This window comes from Bacillus sp. TH19, from assembly GCF_016651075.1.
In the GTDB taxonomy this organism is placed as follows: Bacteria; Bacillota; Bacilli; order Bacillales; family Bacillaceae_G; genus Bacillus_A; species Bacillus_A mycoides.
Genome location: NZ_JAEKEO010000011.1, coordinates 57120 through 76510 on the forward strand (window position 1 = coordinate 57120; position 19391 = coordinate 76510).

General features: G+C 33.3%; 16 protein-coding genes, 3 pseudogenes and 1 other annotated feature. Of the genes and pseudogenes, 14 read left to right on the forward strand and 5 right to left on the reverse strand.

Features of this window, described 5'->3' with window-relative positions:
- Positions 1 to 40 precede the first annotated feature (40 nt).
- Entirely contained in the window at positions 41 to 445 is a 405-nt protein-coding gene (locus tag JFU54_RS28265; protein WP_002127690.1) for a hypothetical protein, read from the reverse strand.
- A 209-nt stretch (positions 446 to 654) separates the two neighbouring features.
- Here JFU54_RS28265 and JFU54_RS28270 point away from each other — a divergent pair, with 209 nt between their 5' ends.
- Both JFU54_RS28270 and JFU54_RS28275 read left to right on the forward strand, forming a co-directional pair.
- A complete protein-coding gene (locus tag JFU54_RS28270; protein ID WP_002013097.1) occupies positions 655 to 1824 on the forward strand; it encodes a ParM/StbA family protein in 1170 nt (389 codons plus the stop codon).
- 11 nt (positions 1825 to 1835) lie between these two features.
- Complete coding sequence (locus tag JFU54_RS28275) at positions 1836 to 2171, forward strand: hypothetical protein (protein WP_002085171.1); 336 nt, start codon at positions 1836 to 1838, stop codon at positions 2169 to 2171.
- A gap of 280 nt (positions 2172 to 2451) precedes the next feature.
- On the opposite strand, the gene mleBCA is transcribed toward JFU54_RS28275, so the two are convergent.
- On the reverse strand, positions 2452 to 3309 hold the full coding sequence (mleBCA, locus tag JFU54_RS28280) for a BCA family alpha/beta fold macrolide esterase (RefSeq protein ID WP_201067397.1): 858 nt from the start codon (positions 3307 to 3309) through the stop codon (positions 2452 to 2454).
- Between the two features lie 232 nt (positions 3310 to 3541).
- Here mleBCA and JFU54_RS28285 point away from each other — a divergent pair.
- Positions 3542 to 4469 (forward strand): annotated as a pseudogene (locus JFU54_RS28285) (NADP-dependent oxidoreductase).
- 61 nt (positions 4470 to 4530) lie between these two features.
- On the opposite strand, the gene JFU54_RS28290 reads toward JFU54_RS28285, so the two are convergent.
- Positions 4531 to 5235 carry a class I SAM-dependent methyltransferase gene (locus tag JFU54_RS28290; RefSeq protein WP_201067400.1) on the reverse strand — a complete coding sequence of 235 codons (705 nt, stop codon included), beginning with the start codon at positions 5233 to 5235 and terminating at the stop codon, positions 4531 to 4533.
- Between the two features lie 84 nt (positions 5236 to 5319).
- On the opposite strand from JFU54_RS28290, the gene JFU54_RS29515 reads away from it, so the two are divergent.
- On the forward strand, positions 5320 to 5478 hold the full coding sequence (locus tag JFU54_RS29515) for a hypothetical protein (RefSeq protein ID WP_002013104.1): 159 nt from the start codon (positions 5320 to 5322) through the stop codon (positions 5476 to 5478).
- Between the two features lie 141 nt (positions 5479 to 5619).
- Positions 5620 to 5876: a binding site (T-box leader), on the forward strand.
- 83 nt (positions 5877 to 5959) lie between these two features.
- Positions 5960 to 7513 (forward strand): lysine--tRNA ligase, encoded by a 1554-nt coding sequence (gene lysS, locus JFU54_RS28295; protein WP_201067403.1) that lies wholly within the window; start codon positions 5960 to 5962, stop codon positions 7511 to 7513.
- Between the two features lie 62 nt (positions 7514 to 7575).
- Here the strand turns inward: lysS and JFU54_RS28300 are convergent, their stop codons facing one another.
- A complete protein-coding gene (locus JFU54_RS28300) occupies positions 7576 to 8004 on the reverse strand; it encodes a cell wall hydrolase (protein ID WP_002013108.1) in 429 nt (142 codons plus the stop codon).
- A 159-nt stretch (positions 8005 to 8163) separates the two neighbouring features.
- Here JFU54_RS28300 and JFU54_RS28305 point away from each other — a divergent pair, with 159 nt between their 5' ends.
- From JFU54_RS28305 to JFU54_RS28320, 4 genes are all read left to right on the forward strand, one after another.
- Positions 8164 to 9078 carry an acetamidase/formamidase family protein gene (locus tag JFU54_RS28305; RefSeq protein ID WP_002165676.1) on the forward strand — a complete coding sequence of 305 codons (915 nt, stop codon included), beginning with the start codon at positions 8164 to 8166 and terminating at the stop codon, positions 9076 to 9078.
- Positions 9079 to 9203: 125 nt separating this feature from the next.
- Positions 9204 to 9911 carry a response regulator transcription factor gene (locus JFU54_RS28310; RefSeq protein WP_002127681.1) on the forward strand — a complete coding sequence of 236 codons (708 nt, stop codon included), beginning with the start codon at positions 9204 to 9206 and terminating at the stop codon, positions 9909 to 9911.
- Positions 9908 to 10891, forward strand: a complete 984-nt coding sequence (locus tag JFU54_RS28315; RefSeq protein ID WP_002142017.1) for a sensor histidine kinase — start codon at positions 9908 to 9910, stop codon at positions 10889 to 10891. The genes JFU54_RS28310 and JFU54_RS28315 overlap by 4 nt, the downstream gene beginning before the upstream one ends.
- Before the next feature lie 198 nt (positions 10892 to 11089).
- Complete coding sequence (locus JFU54_RS28320) at positions 11090 to 11989, forward strand: LysR substrate-binding domain-containing protein (protein WP_002165677.1); 900 nt, start codon at positions 11090 to 11092, stop codon at positions 11987 to 11989.
- Between the two features lie 77 nt (positions 11990 to 12066).
- Here the strand turns inward: JFU54_RS28320 and JFU54_RS28325 are convergent, their stop codons facing one another.
- On the reverse strand, positions 12067 to 13056 hold the full coding sequence (locus tag JFU54_RS28325) for an aldo/keto reductase family protein (RefSeq protein ID WP_002013118.1): 990 nt from the start codon (positions 13054 to 13056) through the stop codon (positions 12067 to 12069).
- A gap of 511 nt (positions 13057 to 13567) precedes the next feature.
- Between JFU54_RS28325 and abc-f the strand changes: the two genes are divergently transcribed.
- The 5 genes and pseudogenes from abc-f to JFU54_RS28350 form a co-directional block, all read left to right on the forward strand.
- The gene (abc-f, locus tag JFU54_RS28330; protein ID WP_002136649.1) at positions 13568 to 15196 is read left to right on the forward strand and encodes a ribosomal protection-like ABC-F family protein; all 1629 of its coding nucleotides are present in this window, start codon (positions 13568 to 13570) and stop codon (positions 15194 to 15196) included.
- 20 nt (positions 15197 to 15216) lie between these two features.
- Positions 15217 to 15810, forward strand: a complete 594-nt coding sequence (locus tag JFU54_RS28335) for a GNAT family N-acetyltransferase (RefSeq protein ID WP_002165679.1) — start codon at positions 15217 to 15219, stop codon at positions 15808 to 15810.
- 433 nt (positions 15811 to 16243) lie between these two features.
- On the forward strand, positions 16244 to 16738 hold the full coding sequence (locus tag JFU54_RS28340) for a DUF3267 domain-containing protein (RefSeq protein ID WP_049772868.1): 495 nt from the start codon (positions 16244 to 16246) through the stop codon (positions 16736 to 16738).
- Between the two features lie 321 nt (positions 16739 to 17059).
- Positions 17060 to 17828, forward strand: a pseudogene (locus JFU54_RS28345) (ABC transporter ATP-binding protein).
- Positions 17803 to 19391: pseudogene (locus tag JFU54_RS28350) on the forward strand (ABC transporter permease); the annotation flags it as partial. The pseudogenes JFU54_RS28345 and JFU54_RS28350, both read left to right, overlap by 26 nt.

The following is a 19391-nucleotide window of genomic DNA, read 5'->3' on the forward strand; positions in this document are numbered from 1 at the left end:
CATAAAAAAGTGGTTTTCTGCATTTAGAAAACCACTTTTTTTATTTATATTGTTTGGCGACAATGAGTTCAACAATAGGGAAAATAAGAAAGGAAGAACAGAGTGCAATAAAGAGTGGAAGGTTTTTTACACCATCCAAATTGGAACCCATAGAAAATCCTTCCGAGCAGAGTAATATAAGGAACATAACACCTACAAGCACAAAATACGCGATTTTAAAGCTTTTATATGTAATTTGTTGTCCCATCTCATCTTGACTTTCTTTCGATACTCCGTTTGGATCTCCCCATGTAATATGATTAATTAAATTACTAAGTATTAAAGAAGCAGCGAAAATAGTCCCACCCAAAATTGAACCTTCAGTTATGTATTTGTATGTGCCATGTACAAGTATAGCGATTAAAGATAAAGTTATGATTACAAAAATAATTTTTTTAGTATTCAATATATAATTGCACCTCCACTTTTGTAAAAAACTCTTTACATCCATAGTATAAAATTGGAAAAGTTTTATGTCAAACATTTTTTACATATGAAGTGAATGTTTATGATATTTTGTTTAAAGGATGAAGAAAAAATTACATTACATTTGAATGTAAAAGAATGGGCTCGCATATATTTGGAAGGGATGTCAGATTAATTTAGGGGGTAGTTATGTCTATTCTTTTAAAAGCTGGTGCAGATGCAGGAAATAATGGTTTGAAGTTAATGGTGAAAGGGCAGGAACCTATTTTTATTCCGAGTATTTATTCCTTATATATAGGTGAGTCTACGGGGTTGTTAGATGAGGGTGAAGTTTCATCGTCAGAATTAGAGAATCACATTGATGTGACCATTAGTTCTCCATCGCTAATGTTAAATAATGTACGATACATCGTTGGAGAAAAAGTGATTCAAGATCAATTAAAAGGTACTGAAGTGGAGAAAAAATCAAATAAATCTACTGATGAGTTAATGGTCATTACAATCCTTTCAGGTTTAGCGATAAGTGCTATGCGTCAAAGCCCTACTTCAAGTCATATTAATATTCGTTATGATTTATCTGTTGCTCTTCCAATGCAACTTATTACACAGGAAATTGCTGCTGAAAATGCGAAACGGTATATGGGTAATCACAAGGTCATATTCCATTATCCAAATGGACGCGATGTTACGATTAATGTTTCTATTGAGTTTTGTAAATGTCTACCTGAAGGCGCTTCTGGGACGTGGGGGATTGTATATGATGAGGAAGGAAATGTTGTGAAACATAAAATAGAATGTGAACAAAATCAAGTTTCAGAAATTGATTTTGTAGATAAAACTTTATTGTCTTTTGATATTGGCGCGGGGACAACGGAAGAAGTTGTTTCATTAGGGGTAAATTTCCGTCCGCAATTAAGTAAAGGATTATCGTACGGTGTAAAAGAAACGTTACTACAAATTATTACGAGATGGAATCGGAAATATCCTACGAAAACAATTGATAGCATTACAGAATTTAACCAAATTTATTTAAATGAAAAGCACCCAAGAAATGCATTGTTAGTTGAGGAATCGCAGCCAGCATTTTTAGGTTTAGCAGCACGTGTCGCAACGGATATTATTAACAAAATTGATGATATGAAAGACGATCCATATGTATTTATTTATGGTGGGGGCGCAGTTATTATTAAAAATAGCTTAAAAATGATTTTGAAACAAAAAGGACGCTTGAAAAATGTGATTTTTGTAGATAACCCGTTATTCACCAATGCTCGTGGGTTATTAGTATATACATGCTCGCCAAAATATAGAGAGCATAAGCAAAAAGAGTTAGGGTTTACAAACTTAACGATAAGTTAGTTGGTGGAAGTATGCGATCTAGGCGATATAAACGTGGTGATCGAGTGAAAATTAACATTAATAAATCAGTATCGCCTGAAATGATTGCTTGGCTTAATAAACAATCTAATCCAACTAATTTCTTTTTCTTTGCGGCCCAGCAATTATTTAAACAAGTAGGAGATATTGATGTATCAAAAACCTTGCCAAGTAGCCATGTTTTTTCTTTATATATAGAACCATCATCTCTATTAAAAGTTGAAATGAATCCATTTAAACACGTACCACTAGAAAATAGTAAATCCACCGAAAATGTAAAAAAAAAATCGTGGGAATCTGTTGACCAGTTAGATTGTCCATTTTTTTAAGCATAGAAAAATATAGGTAGAGCCCATCACTATACATACGAATGCAGTGATGGGTTTTTGATATTGTATCGTAATCTTTATAAAGTGAAACTATAATCAGTGGGGGTTTTGTTCATCCCCCACTGATTATTAGCCTTCACCAATCGGGCGTTTACGGGCAGTTTATCTCCCACCTAATTTCTTTGCTTCAGCTGAATTTTGAGGTGGGAGTTTTACTGCCCACAAATAGCGAGATAAATAGAAGGGGCAAAAAAATTTGTGCCCCTTCTAATAGTTGTTCTTATCTTATACAGGATATATGTTCTGAAACTGCTTTAATAATTTTATCCCAGTCATCGGGATGAATCTCGTGCCCTGTACCTTCAAGGGATAATAGCTTTGAGTTCGGAATTTCATCAATAAGTGCGAGTCCATGTTCAAGTGGAAGAGCTGTATCGTCCGTACCATGAATTACTAAAGTAGGTACTAGTAACGACTTTAGTATACCTTCATAAGAATCATCACCTGTAAGGAGGGCGTGATTAAACATACTTAATAGATTGTTAGCACGTTCTATTTCTTGCTTTACTTGTTTTAAAGTTCTTGCTTCATCAAATATACGCTTTGATCCACAGAGTAGACGTGATCCTGTAATTAAATATTTCGCTATAACATCTTTATTTGTCCAATCTAAATGTGCACCATTAGCATGATGTGTCAAAATTCTTTCATCCATTGGAGGCAAATCACGAGTATTGTTATCAGATCCAATAACGCTTGTTGCTAGTAATGTTAAGGTCAAAATTCTTTCTGGGTGTTTTACTGCAGCAATTTGAGCAATCATACCTCCTAATGACATGCCAAAAAGGTGTGCCTTGTCAATATGATACGCATCGAGTACTCCGATTGCATCTTCAGCCATATCTGCTACAGTGTAATTGGAAGTCCCAGGCTCATATGTAACAGAACGCCCAACATCACGGTTATCATAGCGAATGACAAACCTTCCTGTGCTAGCCAACCTTTCACAAAATTCTTCATCCCAATAAACCATTGAACACGTAGCTCCCATAATTAATAATATTGCTGGGTTATTAGGATTTCCAAAGCTTTCTGTACATATATCAATACCGTTTACTTTGAAAACTTGTTCACTCATAGCACACTCTCCGTTTCATTTAAAAGTCATTAATAAATAAAGAGAAATATAACTTTGGGTGTTTCTTAGGCGTAAATTAGATTGTATTTAAGTGAAATAAATGTTTTTTGCACTCATGATGCTTAATTAGTAGAAATAAATATCACCTCCAAACATATTTATGGTCATTCAAGGCGGAAAATTTTGAAAAATAATTATTTGTTATTAAAATAAACAGTAAGGAGGAGAGGAAATGAAAGCAATTGTTATTAATCAATATGGTAGTGTTGAAGAATTACAAGAAAGACAAGTTCCAAAGCCGATTATTAAATGTAATGAAGTATTAATACGCATACATGCAACATCTGTCAATCCTGTTGATTGGAAAATAAGAAAGGGAGAATTACAAGAAAAGCTGCAATTTTCATTTCCAATTACATTAGGTTTAGATGTTGCTGGAGTAATTGAAGAAGTTGGGGAAGATGTGGACCATTTCAAAATAGGAGATAAAGTGTTTACGAAACCAGAAAATATAGGAAAAGGTCCTTATGCTGAATACATTACAGTGAAATCAGATTTAGTAGCACATATGCCAAATAATATTAGTTTTGAAGAAGCTGCGTCTATACCTCTTGCAGGACTAACAGCTTGGCAAAGTCTTGTATGATTACGCGCAAATAAAAGAAAATGACCGAGTATTAATTCATGCTGGAGCGGGCGGAGTAGGGAGTTTTGCAATTCAAATCGCAAAATCATTTGGGGCCTTTGTCGCAACAACTGCAAGTAGTAAAAATGAAGAGTTTTTAAAGTATTTAGGAGCTGACCTTGTTATTGATTATAAAAAAGATAAATTTGAAGAGCTACTATCAGATTATGATATTGTGTTAGATACAATCGGCGGAGAAGTACAAGAAAAAAGTTTTCAAATTATTAAATCTGGTGGTGTTCTAGTTTCTATCGTTCATGAACCACGTCATGAAGTAAAGGGCATAAAATCAGGGTTTTTATGGTTGAAACCAAGCGGGAAGCAATTGGACGAATTATCTGTTTTGATTGAGCATGGAAAAATTAAACCTATCATCAGTAAGGTTGTTCCGTTTAATGAAGAAGGAATTAGAGAAGCTCATATTTTAAGTGAAAGTCAGCATGTTAGAGGGAAAATTGTAATTACGATGGAATGATATTTACATAAATATACGAGTGGTGACTATAAAAAATAAAAATTGTCACCACTCATATAAACTACAATTTTCGCATGATAAAAGTAATCGCATTCGTATTTAATTGAATGTGTTTACCGTTTCGTACAATATCATACGCTAAATTTTTTATTTCAACTTTTACTTCTTTCCATTCGGTATAAACACCTTTTAGTGTACGTATCATTTCTTCCGTAGAAAGGCTAATTTCAATTAAAGCATCTAATTCTTCTCCTGTTTCTAAATCCATTTCTTGAATGTTAGAGTTAACTATTAAACAATTGATACCGCCACTCTTTGTCCCATTTTTCATAGTGTGAAGCACTTTTTTAAAATCGTCTATTGATCTAACATGTTCTAAACTTGATACTGCAACGATGTAGTCATAAGTATTAGGAGCAATATAGTAGTCTTCAATTGCTGCTTGTTCCGTTTTTATGTATTCAAATACACCATATTCTTTGCTATAAACTTGTAACTTCATTAAAGCCGAATCAAGTAGATCAACACAAGTAACAGTGCCGCCACTATTCATAATTTTTTGTGCAATGGGAATACTGTTTCTACCGACACCAGAGCCAAGGTCAAGTATTTGTAGGTCTTTCTGTCCTTCAAAATAGTTCAGCATGCCCATAACTGTTTTAACAGGTTTATACAGCCAAGATCCTGCTTCGAATAATTTATATTGTTCATAGCAAAGATCGTGATATTTTTTCTCTTCTTGTCTTATGTAATCGATTCTGTTCATAGTGATTGACCTCAATTCATTAAAGATACATATAAAGTTCGATAAAAATATAGGTAAACCTTTTATTGGATTGGCATAAAAAAGATGTACTGTGAAAAAACGAAAGCCTTCTCACATTGCTCGAAAATAGCATATAACTATGAGGAGGAAGAAGTATATGATGTTTTATGTGAAAATGTATTGCGAGTATATGAAGGGAGTGAAAAGTATAAGCGATTTAAAGAGAAACCGAAAGTGACATAATGGTGTGATGATGTAGTCACAACATTCAACTTGAAGGAATAATGCATTTTTTAGATAGAGAAAATATGTGTTATTAATTTTCATTCGGAAAAATTTGACAATATATACGTTATAAATTATCATATGTAAAAACTAATATTCAAAATGGCATTGAAGAGAAGAGTAGTTAAGAAAGAATACGTACAGAGAGCTCTGGTAGCTGAGAAAGAGCGGTATACATCTTAATGAAAAAAGACTTGGAGCTGCGCAAGGAACTAATTAATTTAGGGATGGTGCGACGGGTTCTCCCGTTATAGAGATAGGGTATAAGCATATTTTGCCGTACCTGAAAAGGTTAATATGGTGACGTATTAACAAACTGAGGTGGTACCGCGAAGTTAATAACTCTCGTCCTCAAGATGAATAATCTTGGGGGTGGGAGTTTTTTTATTGCATAAAACTGAAAATGTGAAAACAAAAATACAATTGAGGTGAGTAACATATGCATTGGGCGTATGAAGTAGCACATGAATTGATTAGAAAAAATCCAAACAAAGAAACTTTTGTTTGTGCAGCTGGAATTAGTCCATCTGGTTCTGTTCATATTGGGAACTTCCGTGAAATAGTAACGACTTATTTCGTTGTAAGGGCTCTGCAAGATTTAGGGAAAAAGACTCGTTTTATCTTTTCATGGGATGATTATGACAGGTTTAGAAAAGTTCCTAAAAATATTGATCCATCTTTTGCAAAATATATTGGTATGCCATACTGTGATATTCCTGATCCGTATGGGTGTCATAACTCGTACGCAGAGCATTTTGAAAAAGAGTTTGAGAAATCGCTCCAAGCATTTGGGATTGAAGTGGAATTCATATATCAACATGCTGAATATAGAAGCGGAAGGTATAACGAAAACATATTAGAGTCTTTGTATAAAAGAAAAGAAATATATGATATTTTAATGGGTTTTAAAACAGGAATACACCGAGAAGAAGATAGAGAAAACTTTTATCCCGTTACGTTATATTGTGAGAGCTGCGGGAAAGATGCAACAACTATTACACATTTTGATGAAGTATTAAAAACAGTTCGGTATGACTGTGAATGTGGAAATCAAAATAAATTATCCGTATTAAATACAAATCAAATGAAACTGAATTGGAAAATCGATTGGCCGATGAGATGGATGATAGAGGATGTTATTTTCGAACCGGGCGGAAGAGATCATTCGTCGGAAACAGGTAGTTATAATGTATCAAAAGAAATTGCAAGGAAAATATTCAATTGTGAAGCCCCTCAATACGTTGCTTATGATTTCATTGGAATTAAAGGGCATCATGAAAAAATGTCCAGTTCTTCAGGGAATAGTATTACACCTAGCGACTTATTAAAAGTGTATGTACCAGAAGTGATTCTTTTTATGTTTGCAAAATATAGGCCCGGCGCAGCTTTTCATATTGGACTTGATGAAGATGTGATTCGCAATTATACAGAGTATGAGAGATTGAAGGATAGTTATGAAAATAAAACACTCAAAAATGAAGATTTATTTGATGCAATTAAACTTTCTAGACTTGATAGCCGATTTAAAGAGTATCCAAAGTTTAATCAAGTAGCAGGAACTTTACCGTTATTAAATTTTGATTCATCTATTTTACAAGATATATTAGAGAAAATAGATAGGAGCTATGCATTACCTGAAATGATAGCGATAAGTAATCGTGCTGAGTATTGGATAAGAAACTTTCAATCTAAAAAATTTATTGCGGTAAATAAAGAGAAAAATACGGAGTTTTATAACACATTAGATGAACGGCAGAAAAAATGGCTAGTAGAAGTTTGTAAAATAATTCGTTCTAATAACGATCATTCTAAACTAATGGAGCAATTGTATCCGATTTGTCATCATGAAAATAAAAAAATAATGAAAGAAAATCAAAAACAATTATTTACCATTTTATATAGGCTCATTATGAATCAATCAAGTGGTCCACGTATACCATTATTAATACATGTGGTAGGCACAAGAAAATTCGTCACATTATTAGATTTCTAAAATACAGTTACAAAACAACGGAAGTACTCAATAGAATAAGTACTTCCGTTGTTTAATTTTTACTATCTTGAATACATTTTTGGACATTCATCGCCACTAGGCTCGTAAAAGCAATGGCTTTTAAATTGTCCTGCAAACGGCTGATTATACCATTCGGGTGGACAAGCTCCAACTGGACGAAAATACCAAAGAGCCCATCGTGCTGGCCAGCGCCATTCACCTTGTAAAACTTTTCTTGCGATTTCTTTTTCTGATTCACGGGCACGTTGATAAAAGTAACCGTATTGAACTGCTTCGAATCCGCCAGGGCTTTGATATACTGCATCACGCACAGATCGAAGTTGTTTAAAATCTAAACAATCACAAAACACACGATTTACGACAACACAGCCAACAAGTTGTTCACCTTGTCGTCCTTCGCCCTCAGCTTCAGCACGGATTAAACGTGCTAATAAATCAACGTCACTTTCGTTGTATGGAATAAGGGGCATTGTAATACCACCTTTCTTTACCTGTTATAGTAAAGAGTGTATGTTTCAAAATGAGCTAAGTGCATTTTTCTTGAAAATAACTACTGATTTTAAAAAGGAGCTTATACAGATAAAAGCTAATTATTATATAGAAGATAAAAACGAAAAAGGAGAGGTACTATGCATCGTATACATAAAGAACATATCATTTACGCAATGTCACCAGAAAATAATCCATGTATTGAAGTAGAAATTGGGAGCCGTCTTGTATTTGAAACATATGATTGCTTTGAAAATCAAATTGATTCTGAAGATGTTGTGTTTCAAGAATTAGATTGGAATCGAATAAATCCAGCGACCGGACCTGTACATATTAAAGGTGCAGAACCTGGTGATATATTAGTCGTAACGATTGAAAAGATTAAAATTGCAGAGCAGGGTGTTTTAACTACAGGTGCGAACCTAGGTGTAATGGGTGATGAGCTAAATGAAAATACAGTAAAAATTGTCCCAATACATAATGGACATGTTTCATTTTCAAATAAACTGCAAATTCCAATTAATCCAATGATTGGTGTGATTGGTACTGCACCGAAAGAAGAGAGTATTTCATGTGGTACACCGCATGATCACGGCGGGAATATGGATTGTAAAGAAATCAAAGAAGGTACAACGTTATTATTACCTGTAAATGTTCCTGGTGCTCTTTTAGCATTAGGCGATTTACACGCTGCGATGGGTGATGGTGAAATTGGTGTTAGTGGAGTAGAGGTTGCTGGTGAGGTAACTGTAACTGTTCAGACTATAAAAGGAAAGAAATGGCCATTACCATTGGCTATTCAAAAAGAAAAAATAATGACGATTGCTTCAGAGAAATTGCTAGATGATGCAGCGAATCGTGCTGTACGTAATCTGGTGACATTTTTACATGAAGAATTAGAAATGTCTAAAGCTGATGCAACTCTTTTATTATCAGCAGCAGGTAATTTGAAAATTTGCCAAGTTGTGGATCCACTAAAAACGGCGCGGATGGAACTAGGAAGGGAATATGTGGAGAAGTTAGGATTTTCTCTAAGTGAATTTCATATTAAATAAGAAAAATAGAAAAAGGATACTTTTGCATAAAAGTATCCTTTTTCTATTTTACGGATTTTGTGAAAAGAGGTAGTATTTATTTATATAAGTATATTTGAGATTGTGGATCAAAAAGGAGTTCAGAGATGGTTAAAATTATGATTGTTGAAGATGATATGAAAATTGCGGAGCTATTATCAACATATGTTGCGAAATACGGTTATCAAGGAATTATTGTAACGGATTTTCAAAATGTGTTAGACATATTTTTAGAAGAACAACCGGAGTTAGTTTTATTAGATATTAATTTACCAAGTTTTGATGGTTACTATTGGTGTCGTCAAATTCGCGGGGTTTCCACATGTCCGATTTTATTTATTTCGGCCCGTGAAGGTACGATGGATCAAGTTATGGCGTTAGAAAATGGTGGCGATGATTTTATTCCGAAGCCGTTTCATTATGAAGTTGTAATGGCGAAAATTCGTAGTCATTTAAGACGTGCTTATGGAGACTATGCACCGAAACTAGAAGAACGAATGATTGAGCAACAAGGTCTTAGTTTATATCCCGAAAGACTTGTATTAAAACTTAGGAACCAAGAGATTGATATAACGAGAAACGAAGCCATTTTATTAGAGATGTTAATGAAAAACTATCCGCGTGTTGTTAGTAGGGAAGTATTATTAAATAAATTATGGGATAGTGAATCTTATGTTGATGATAATACATTAAGTGTAAATACAACACGTGTGCGTAAAAAGTTGAAAACGTTACAAATTGAAGGAGCAATAGAAACAATTCGTAGTGTTGGATATAGATTACATATTACTTGGGATAATGGTATGGAAAAATGATAAGGTTATTTATACGTGATCATATACCACTTATTTGTTTTACTGCGATCCAACTACTAGCCATATTCTTAGTTTATTGGTTTGATGGGCATAATCATATTTCAACGGCATTATATGCAATGTTTTTAGGTGCTTTTTTTATGGTAAGTTATTTAGTATTTCGTTATTTTACACATCGTTCTTTTTATGAACGTTTAGCAAATCCGTTGCAATCTTTGGATGAATCTGTTCAAAAATCTGATTTTGCAGTTTTATCTACTGCTCTCCAAGATTTGCTCGAAGTACAATATCGACATTATCAAAATCAGCTCCAGTTACAAGAGAGGAAAAATAATGATCATTTAACCTTTATGAATCAGTGGATTCATCAAATGAAAACACCTTTATCTGTAATAGAATTAATTACACAAGATGAAGTGGATTCACGTTTTGAAAGTATTAATGAGGAAACAGATAGGTTGAAAAAGGGGTTAGAGATGGCACTGTATGTCGCACGTTTAGAAGCATTTACACAAGATTTTTATGTAGAAAGAGTACAACTACATAAAATAGTGAATGATTCCGTGCATGAACATAAACGCTTTTTTATTCGGAATTTTGTATACCCAGAGCTTGAAATTGATAAGAGTATTACTGTAGAAAGTGATGCGAAGTGGTTACAATTTTTAATTGGACAAATAATATCGAATGCGATTAAATATTCATCAGGTAGTAGAGAAAAGATTAAAGTGAAAGCACGTAAGGAAGGTAATACAGTTGTACTTGAAATTACCGATAGTGGCGTAGGGATACCGAAGCAAGATTTACCAAGAGTATTCAAACCTTTCTTTACAGGAGAAAACGGTAGAGATTTTAAAGAATCAACTGGAATGGGGCTCTATCTTGTATATGAAATTACGAAACAATTAGGACATAGTGTAGGAATCCATTCAGAGGTTGGTAAAGGTACCGTTGTACGAATAATATTTTTTAATGTGTAAAAAGTGATTCAGGCTAAAGAACTTTTAAGATAAGTTTTTTAGCCTTTTTTTGTAATACTGATACAATTTGAGAATGTAAAATTATTTACATAAGAGAAGATAAACTCAACTGAAAAGAAAAAAGAACAACTAGTCATACACATGCTTTTTAGTAATAAAAGTGCTTTTTGGGTAATTGATAATGACTGGAGGATTGAAATGGATATTCGAAAAATGAGATATTTCATAACGGTGGCAGAAGAATTAAACTTTAGTCGTGCAGCAGAACGGCTTAGGATGGCACAACCTCCTTTAAGCCAAGAAATTCGTAAATTAGAAGATGAATTGGGCGTTCAACTTTTTCGTCGAACAAAAAGAATGGTTGAACTAACCAGTGCAGGGAAAATATTTTTAGAAGGTGCGCGGCAAACGTTGCTTCAAGTAGATAGAACTATTAAAGAAACACAGCTTGCGGATGAAGGGAAGATAGGACATTTAATCATCGGTTTTGTCGATTCTACAGAAACCGTTATAGACATATTAAAAACATTTCGAGAACGGTTTCCTAAAATTCAGCTCATATTACGCGAGATGACAACAGACCAGCAAATAAAAGCGCTCTATGAAAAACAAATTCATATTGGATTTATTCGTTCCAATCAGAATAATGAAATATTAGTTTCCGAAGTTTGTTCTGAGGAATGTTTAATATTGGTTTTGCATGAAGATCATCCTTTAGTTTCGTTACCTAACATATCAATCAAATCATTAATTGATGAACCATTTATTTTATTTCCCCGTCATTTCGGTACAAACTTTTATGATTTAATTATTAGTTACTTTTGGGAGCATGGAGTCAGCTTAAATATTGTTCAAGAAGCGATTCAAATGCAAACGATTGTGAATTTAGTTGCAGCAGGAATGGGGATTTCTGTCGTTCCATCATCGGTGGAAAGCTATAAAAAATCGGGTGTCATGTATAAAGACATTCAAGAAAATACACCAAAAATAAATTTATATGTTGGATGGAGACAAGATGAAAAGTCTGTCGTATTAGAGAACTTCTTAACAGTTGTTAGAGAGGTTTATACGACTTCACAATTTGAATTTGAAAAGTAAAGGCCCATCTTGATGGGATGGGCAGTCGGAAAGTTGGATAGGAAAACTTCGATTTTTATTTTAAAGTCACTGAAGATTCAACCTGTTTTACTCGGATCGTACTCAGCGAAACCTTTTAGTATATTATCAATCTGATCCATAATTTCAGGTTGCAATTTAACACTAGAAGCAATTACGTTTTCTCTTATTTGCTCCGGGTTTGAAGCGCCAATAATTGCAGAGGAAACAGCTGGATTTTGTAGTACCCAAGCAACTGCGAGTTGTGGTAGGGTAAGATTAGTTTCTTGCGCGATGGGATTGAGTTTCTGAATTGCAGTGAGTACATCATCACTCATCCAACGTTGTACGAGTTTGTGGAAAAATGGTTTGCCAGCATCTGAATTAGCACGTGATTGAGTCGGCAAGGGTTTACCAGGTTGATATTTTCCTGAGAGAATACCTTGTGCAAGGGGAGACCAAACAACTTGACCAAGCCCCTCACGTTGACATGTTGGTATTACATCAGTTTCAATAACTCGCCACAACATCGAATATTGAGGTTGGCTAGCGATAAGTGGAATGTTCAATTCTCGTGCAAGTGCTGCACCGCGGGTAATTTGTTCTGATGTCCATTCACTTACGCCTAAGTAAAGGACTTTACCTTGTCTTACAAGATCAGCAAAAGCTAACATCGTTTCCTCAAGAGGAGTTGTTGAGTCAAATCTATGTGCATAATAGACATCAATGTAGTCTGTCTGCAACCGCTGTAACGATGCATTGCAATTTTCTATAATATGTTTTCTCGATAATCCACGATCATTTTTTCCAGGTCCGGTCGGATGGCATACTTTTGTACATAGTTCTATGCTTTCTCGGCGTATACCTTTCAAAGACCGGCCAAGTACTTCTTCGGCTATAGTGTCCGAATAAACATCAGCAGTATCGAACGTAGTAATTCCGACATCTAGTGCGGCTTTCACACAATCATTTGCAGTATCTTCGTTTACTTTTCCACCATGGTTAATCCAGTTCCCATATGCAATCTTACTTACTGTTAATCCACTGTTTCCTAGTTTACTAAATTCCATTGTAGTATCCTCCTTTTAAAATGATATCTTTATTATAAGAACTGAAATGTAATATGTATAATATATAATTAATGATACATTTATATAAAAATCATATAAGAGAGAGTGCTTAGAAGTTTACTATTAAGGAAATCTAAAGCCAGTAGTATTACAGATGTTGTTTGTGTTTGATCGATATGAAGTGAAGATAAATAGACCTAAAAGAAAGCAATCATTTTCACAGCACGTATAATCGCATTTACTCATACAGTACTACTATGGTACAATATGGTTACTAATGACGGAAAGGAATGATGGGTGGACGATGATTAACTAATCTTATTTTTAAATGTTGAAATTCAATAAATTTCAATTTATAAAAAATAGGATTAGTCTGCCCAATTTCCTTACAACGGTATTGCTATTTATTATGCGTAATAGCTTATTTGGGTATAAATATGTTAACGACTAATCCTGCCAAATTAATTTGGGAGGATTTTTTTGTTCTCCCTTAATGAAAGGGATCGGTAATATGAAAGAAATTTTAAAATTAAATGATGTTTATGTTGAGATAAAGGAAAATACTTTGTTAGAGAAAATGAATGTTACAGTAAAACAAGGGGATGTTATCGGATTAATTGGTAAAAACGGTGCCGGTAAATCAACGTTACTTCAATTAATAAATGGGAAGATTGAGCCATCAAAAGGGATTGTTGAATGGCAGCAAATGAATATGACAACGGCATATGTTGAACAAGAAATAGAATCTTTTATTAGTAATGATATGATTGCAAAAGAAGCAGAACTTCTTGCGAAATGGGGCGTGCCAACGAACGATTTTCTTACTTTAAGTGGTGGTGAAAAGCTGAAAGTTCGACTAGCAAAAGGATTTGCCGAAAATCCTAATTTATTAATATTAGACGAACCGACAAATCATTTAGATGAGATGAGTACGGAATTTCTCATTAAGCAAATAAAAAATATGAAGGGTACAGTTATCGTTGTATCGCATGATCGATACTTTTTAGATGTTGTCGCAACGAAAATATGGTCAATTGAGGAAAAGAAACTAATTGAGCATAGCGGTAATTATACGAGTTATATGAAAGCACGTGAGCATACAAGAATGACGCAGCAACGTGAATATGAAAAACAACAAAAAAAGATAGAACAAGTAGAAACACATATAAAAGAATTAAGTTCATGGTCACAAAAGGCACACGCACAGTCTACAAAACAAGAAGGAGTTAAAGAGTTTTATCGTGTAAAAGCGAAGCGAATGGATGCGCAAGTGAAGTCAAAACGAAAACGTCTCGAAAAAGAGCTGGAGAAAACGAAAGTAGAACGTGTGAAAGAAGAGTATTCAGTGGAGTTCTCTATTCAAGCGAATAAAAAAGTAGGAAAACGCTTTTTAGAAGTAAAGAAATTAAAAAAAGACTTTCATGGAAAGACATTATTTGAAAACGTTAATTTTACAATCCAGCACGGTGAGAAGGTTGCGATTGTTGGACCAAACGGTAGCGGGAAAACAACATTACTGAAGATGATTATGGGAACGGAAACTGTACAAGGAGAAGTATGGATTTCACCATCTGCAAACATCGGTTATTTAACACAAGAAGTATTTGATTTACCACTGGATAAAACACCAGAAGATTTATTTTTTAAAGAGACATTTGAAGAAAGAGGAAAAGTCCAAAATTTAATGAAACATTTAGGATTCCAAGCTTCTCAATGGAAAGAACCGATTGAGCATATGAGTATGGGGGAACGAGTAAAATGCAAGTTAATGGCTTATATTTTAGATGAAAAAGATGTACTTATTTTAGATGAACCGACGAATCACCTTGACCTCCCTTCACGTGAACAGCTTGAAAATACATTAGCTGAGTATAATGGAACACTCGTTATAGTTTCTCACGATCGATATTTCCTGGAGAAAACAACTAACACGAAACTCGTGTTTTTAAATAATACGATACAAAAGCAGCTAGAGGAACTTATTAAAACAAGAGATGATATTGAAGAGCTACGTTTAACATTAGAAACAGAGAGACAAGAAGTATTAGGTAAATTAAGCTTTTTAACTTCTAACGATAAAGAATATAAAGAACTTGATGAACGATTTATAGAACTTACGAAGCAGATTAAGGCGCTTTAATGTAATTAAGGGGGATTAACATGGGAGAAGAGAGTTCGACTAATTTATTTAGAATAGACTGTGGAGATATATACTTGCAAGAGTTTACTATCAAAGATGCGGAGAGTATTTATAAAATATCGAATCAACCGGAAATAGAACAGTTTTTACCAGACTGGAAATCAACGAAAGAACAAAGGATTGACTGGGTTATTAATGATGAAATACCAGCAAACAAAGCATTTCTTGATGCAGTGACAAAAACGTCTAACATAGATGATCATATATTAAAGCTAGGAATATTTAATAAAGATACAAATGAATTTATTGGATGGTGCTGCACAAGCATTAAAGAAGAACTCCCTTCACCAAATAGAGAAATAATGTATGCTATTTCAAGCGAGTATCAAAGCAATGGTTACGCTACGAAAGCGACTAAAGGGTTAATTGATTATTTGTTTAAAAATACAAATGTAGATGTCCTCAACGCAATTGCTTTAATTAACAACGTACCATCAAATAAAGTTATTGAAAAATGTGGATTTACTTATTTGAGCCAACAGACGATAGAAAACCAACTATATAATCATTATTTATTAAGCAAATCAGAGTGGATAAAAAATATTGCTCTTTAAAAGAATCTATAATGGAATGTAAAAAAGCTTAGAGCTAAAACTCTAAGCTTTTTTACATTCCATTATACCTGTTACCATATCAAAGAGACAATTTGGATGGCTTCTTACCGGATTTTCTCATCAAAAAACAAGGGGATTAAGCTGTACATGCGATAATCATTTTATAAAAAATCATATATGAAAAGGGGTTTGGATAATTTTGTCGAATGCATTTATCTATGAAAACACCACTTTCTTACTCAAATTATCCTAAAAATGAATCATTTTGATCTCAAATAGAAGAACGAACGGCAAAAGTGAAGGTGAGCGAAGTTTTGCATCTAAAACTTACGGTTGAGTGTTAGTGGATTAAAAGTTTTAAGTTATGAAATAGATTAAATGAGGGAGGGGAACGCATATCATAATTTGGTTTCGTCAATTGCCACAGATAAGTATGGATTTTTCAGAATGGACTCCTTTTATTAAGAATAATTGGTATCAAAAGCATTATATGAAGTTTGTATATCTACTTCAAATAATCATTTTTCTGATACCAAATTACTTTGGAGTAGGTTTCACTCATATTAATATATTGTATCTAATCATAATAGGTATCTTTGTCTTCATCATTCACGAATGTCTACACATTTTGGTCATAAGTAACAAAGGTGATATTAGCTTAACATGTAGTGGAATATTTTTTTGGCTAAATACAAATGCAACCCTATCCAAAGCGAGATTTTGGGTCTTTATGAGCTTACCCATAATTGTATTATCGGTAGCCCCTGCATTTATGTCGTTCTATGTATCAGGAAATATTAAATCAATCATATTATTTGTATGTTGGATAAACGCAATAATTTCCGCCTCAGATATTTACAATTCATTTTTAATTGTAATGAAACCGAAGAACTCAGTATTTTGCAGAGGATATTATCAAGTGAAATAGTATTAAAAGTATTATTTAATTATATTTCAATTTAAGAAATTAGTTAAAAATATAATATTTGAAAGTAAAAAAGACCGATAATACAATCGGTCTTTTTTCATTAATATAATAAAGATTAGAAATAAATAGCATTGTATTTTTATGCTACTATATAGATATTATAAGATGAATAATCGTTAATTATAGTTTGAAAACAGGTTTGTTATCAGTTTTTTAGAAATCTTACAAGCGTGTAAGATAAATGAAAGATGAATCAATATGTGCTATAAGACAATTCATTTACACTATATTGTGAGAAGTGCAAATGAAGGGAGAATATAAATGGAAATTCTACATGCAAAAAGTATTAGTAAAGTATATAAAGGGAAAGTGCCTTTTAAAGCATTGGTAGATATTGATTTATCAATTCAAGAAGGTGAATTTATAGGGATTATGGGGCCATCAGGGAGCGGGAAAACAACGTTATTAAATATGGTATCTACTATCGACTCTCCAACATCGGGAGAAATATTAATAAATGGTACAAATCCTTTCCAGTTGACATCAGATAATTTGGCTTTATTCCGTAGGAAACAATTAGGATTTGTTTTTCAATCATTTAATTTACTTAGCACACTTACAGTAAAGGAAAATATCGTATTGCCGATGACATTAGATGGTGTTTCTGTACAAGAAATGAACAAACGAGTTGAAGAAATTGCAGAGAAATTAAATATTACAGATATATTGAGTAAAAGAACTTTTGAAATTTCAGGGGGCAAGCTCAAAGAACAGCAATTGCTCGTGCAATTGTTCATAAGCCGCAATTATTACTTGCAGATGAACCAACAGGGAATTTAGACTCTAAATCTTCAAATGATGTAATGGAGATGCTAGATACTTTAAATAAAGAAGAAAAAGCTACGATGATGTTAGTTACACATGATCCGTATGCAGCGAGTTTTTGCAGCAGAGTCATATTTATTAAAGATGGTCAACTATATAACGAAATTTATTGTGGTGAAAGTAGGCAAGCATTTTATCAAAAGATTATGGATGTCCTTTCTTTGTTAGAGGGAAAAGGCATGACTTTTCGTCAGTTCGCATTTAATAATATTTTTCGCAATAAGCGTACATATGCTGCTCATTTTTTAAGTAGTGCATTTTCTATTATGATTTTCTTTACGTATGCTCTTTTATTATTTCATCCTGATTTACAAGGTGAGTTGAAATCGACAAGTGCAACAATAAGTGCATTTGGTACATTGGGATTTTCAGTTTCGCAAGGCTTGATTTTTGTATTTTCATTTTTCTTCATTCTATATTCAGTTAGTTCATTTTTAAAAACGCGTAAAAAAGAATTTGGGATATTAATGATGCAAGGTATGTCAATGAGACAGCTTAAGAAATTATTATTAATTGAAAATATGTTGATTGGACTTGGCTCAATTTGTATAGGAATTCTCATTGGACTCGTATTTTCTAAACTAGTTTTATTGATAAGCGCAAGTGTATTAATGATTAGTAATGGTTTGCCTTTTTATATACCAGTGCAGGCTGTATTATTAACAGTCATCACATTTCTTTTATTATTTTTAATTGTTTCGCTCGTTACATTTAAAATGATAAAAGTAACAGAACTTGTGGAACTTATACAAGCAGAGAAAAGCTAAAGCCAGAACCGAAAGCATCAATTTTATTATCGCTACTTTCTTTAATTAGTATAGGGTATGGATATTTTTCAGTATTTCGCTTTATCCCAAGTACTAATTTTATTACGCTTGGAATAGGGGTGCTCCTAGTAATTATAGGAACGTACTTTTTATATACACAGTGTAGCGTTTATATATTGCACCTTGCGAAAAGGAGAGAATCTTTCTTTTTAAAGAGAACAAATATATTAACATTTTCTGAATTAATTTACCGTATGAAAGATAATGCAACGATGTTTTTTATAGTATCTATTGTTTCAGCAGTTGCATTTACAGCGATTGGTACAACAGCTGCAATTGGAAATAGGGATTTGGTAAGGATGACAAATCCGTATACATTTTTGTATGGAAGTTTTGAAAACGACAAAGTATTAAATAAAAATCTTTCTATTATAAAAAAACACCTTTCTGATGCTAATATTCCGTATCGAATGGCTTCATCTTCATATATATACACGGAAAATGGTGTAGATGTAATGAAGTTAAGTGAATATAACGATCTTGCTAAAGCACTAGGATATCAACAAGAAACAATAGAAAAAGAAGATGAAATTTTATTAATTCCTGGAGTCGTATCACAAAAACAAGAATTTAAAAATGGCGAGTATAAAAAGAATATAGAAGTCATTCAAGGAGATTGGACAAAGACATTTCATGTGAAAAAAGCTGTAGAAAATTTAGTTTTACCACATGATTCTAGAACTATTTATATCGCTGTTAAAGATCAAGTATATGATGGAATCCCTCTTACTAGTGACCCAGTTAATAAAGACATTCCATATCGTACTTACGGATTTGTTGTAGACGATTGGATGAAAACGAAGGGAATTTCAAACGAATTAATTAGTAGATTTGAGAAAGATACTAGAGTAGGTAATTTTCAATTTCGGGCTTTAACTATAGATTTGTTAAGTGCAAAGCAAACGAATGGATTATTACTTATGGCAAGTGTTTTAGTCGGA

Bases quoted from the DNA above. Each gene is read 5' to 3' on its own strand.
- JFU54_RS28270 (WP_002013097.1), top strand. From the start codon at position 655: ATGTCTATTCTTTTAAAAGCTGGTGCAGATGCAGGAAATAATGGTTTG.
- JFU54_RS28275 (WP_002085171.1), top strand. From the start codon at position 1,836: ATGCGATCTAGGCGATATAAACGTGGTGATCGAGTGAAAATTAACATT.
- mleBCA (WP_201067397.1), bottom strand. From the start codon at position 3,309: ATGAGTGAACAAGTTTTCAAAGTAAACGGTATTGATATATGTACAGAA.
- JFU54_RS28290 (WP_201067400.1), bottom strand. From the start codon at position 5,235: ATGAACAGAATCGATTACATAAGACAAGAAGAGAAAAAATATCACGAT.
- JFU54_RS29515 (WP_002013104.1), top strand. From the start codon at position 5,320: ATGTACTGTGAAAAAACGAAAGCCTTCTCACATTGCTCGAAAATAGCA.
- lysS (WP_201067403.1), top strand. From the start codon at position 5,960: ATGCATTGGGCGTATGAAGTAGCACATGAATTGATTAGAAAAAATCCA.
- JFU54_RS28300 (WP_002013108.1), bottom strand. From the start codon at position 8,004: ATGCCCCTTATTCCATACAACGAAAGTGACGTTGATTTATTAGCACGT.
- JFU54_RS28305 (WP_002165676.1), top strand. From the start codon at position 8,164: ATGCATCGTATACATAAAGAACATATCATTTACGCAATGTCACCAGAA.
- JFU54_RS28310 (WP_002127681.1), top strand. From the start codon at position 9,204: ATGGTTAAAATTATGATTGTTGAAGATGATATGAAAATTGCGGAGCTA.
- JFU54_RS28315 (WP_002142017.1), top strand. From the start codon at position 9,908: ATGATAAGGTTATTTATACGTGATCATATACCACTTATTTGTTTTACT.
- JFU54_RS28320 (WP_002165677.1), top strand. From the start codon at position 11,090: ATGGATATTCGAAAAATGAGATATTTCATAACGGTGGCAGAAGAATTA.
- JFU54_RS28325 (WP_002013118.1), bottom strand. From the start codon at position 13,056: ATGGAATTTAGTAAACTAGGAAACAGTGGATTAACAGTAAGTAAGATT.
- abc-f (WP_002136649.1), top strand. From the start codon at position 13,568: ATGAAAGAAATTTTAAAATTAAATGATGTTTATGTTGAGATAAAGGAA.
- JFU54_RS28335 (WP_002165679.1), top strand. From the start codon at position 15,217: ATGGGAGAAGAGAGTTCGACTAATTTATTTAGAATAGACTGTGGAGAT.
- JFU54_RS28340 (WP_049772868.1), top strand. From the start codon at position 16,244: ATGGATTTTTCAGAATGGACTCCTTTTATTAAGAATAATTGGTATCAA.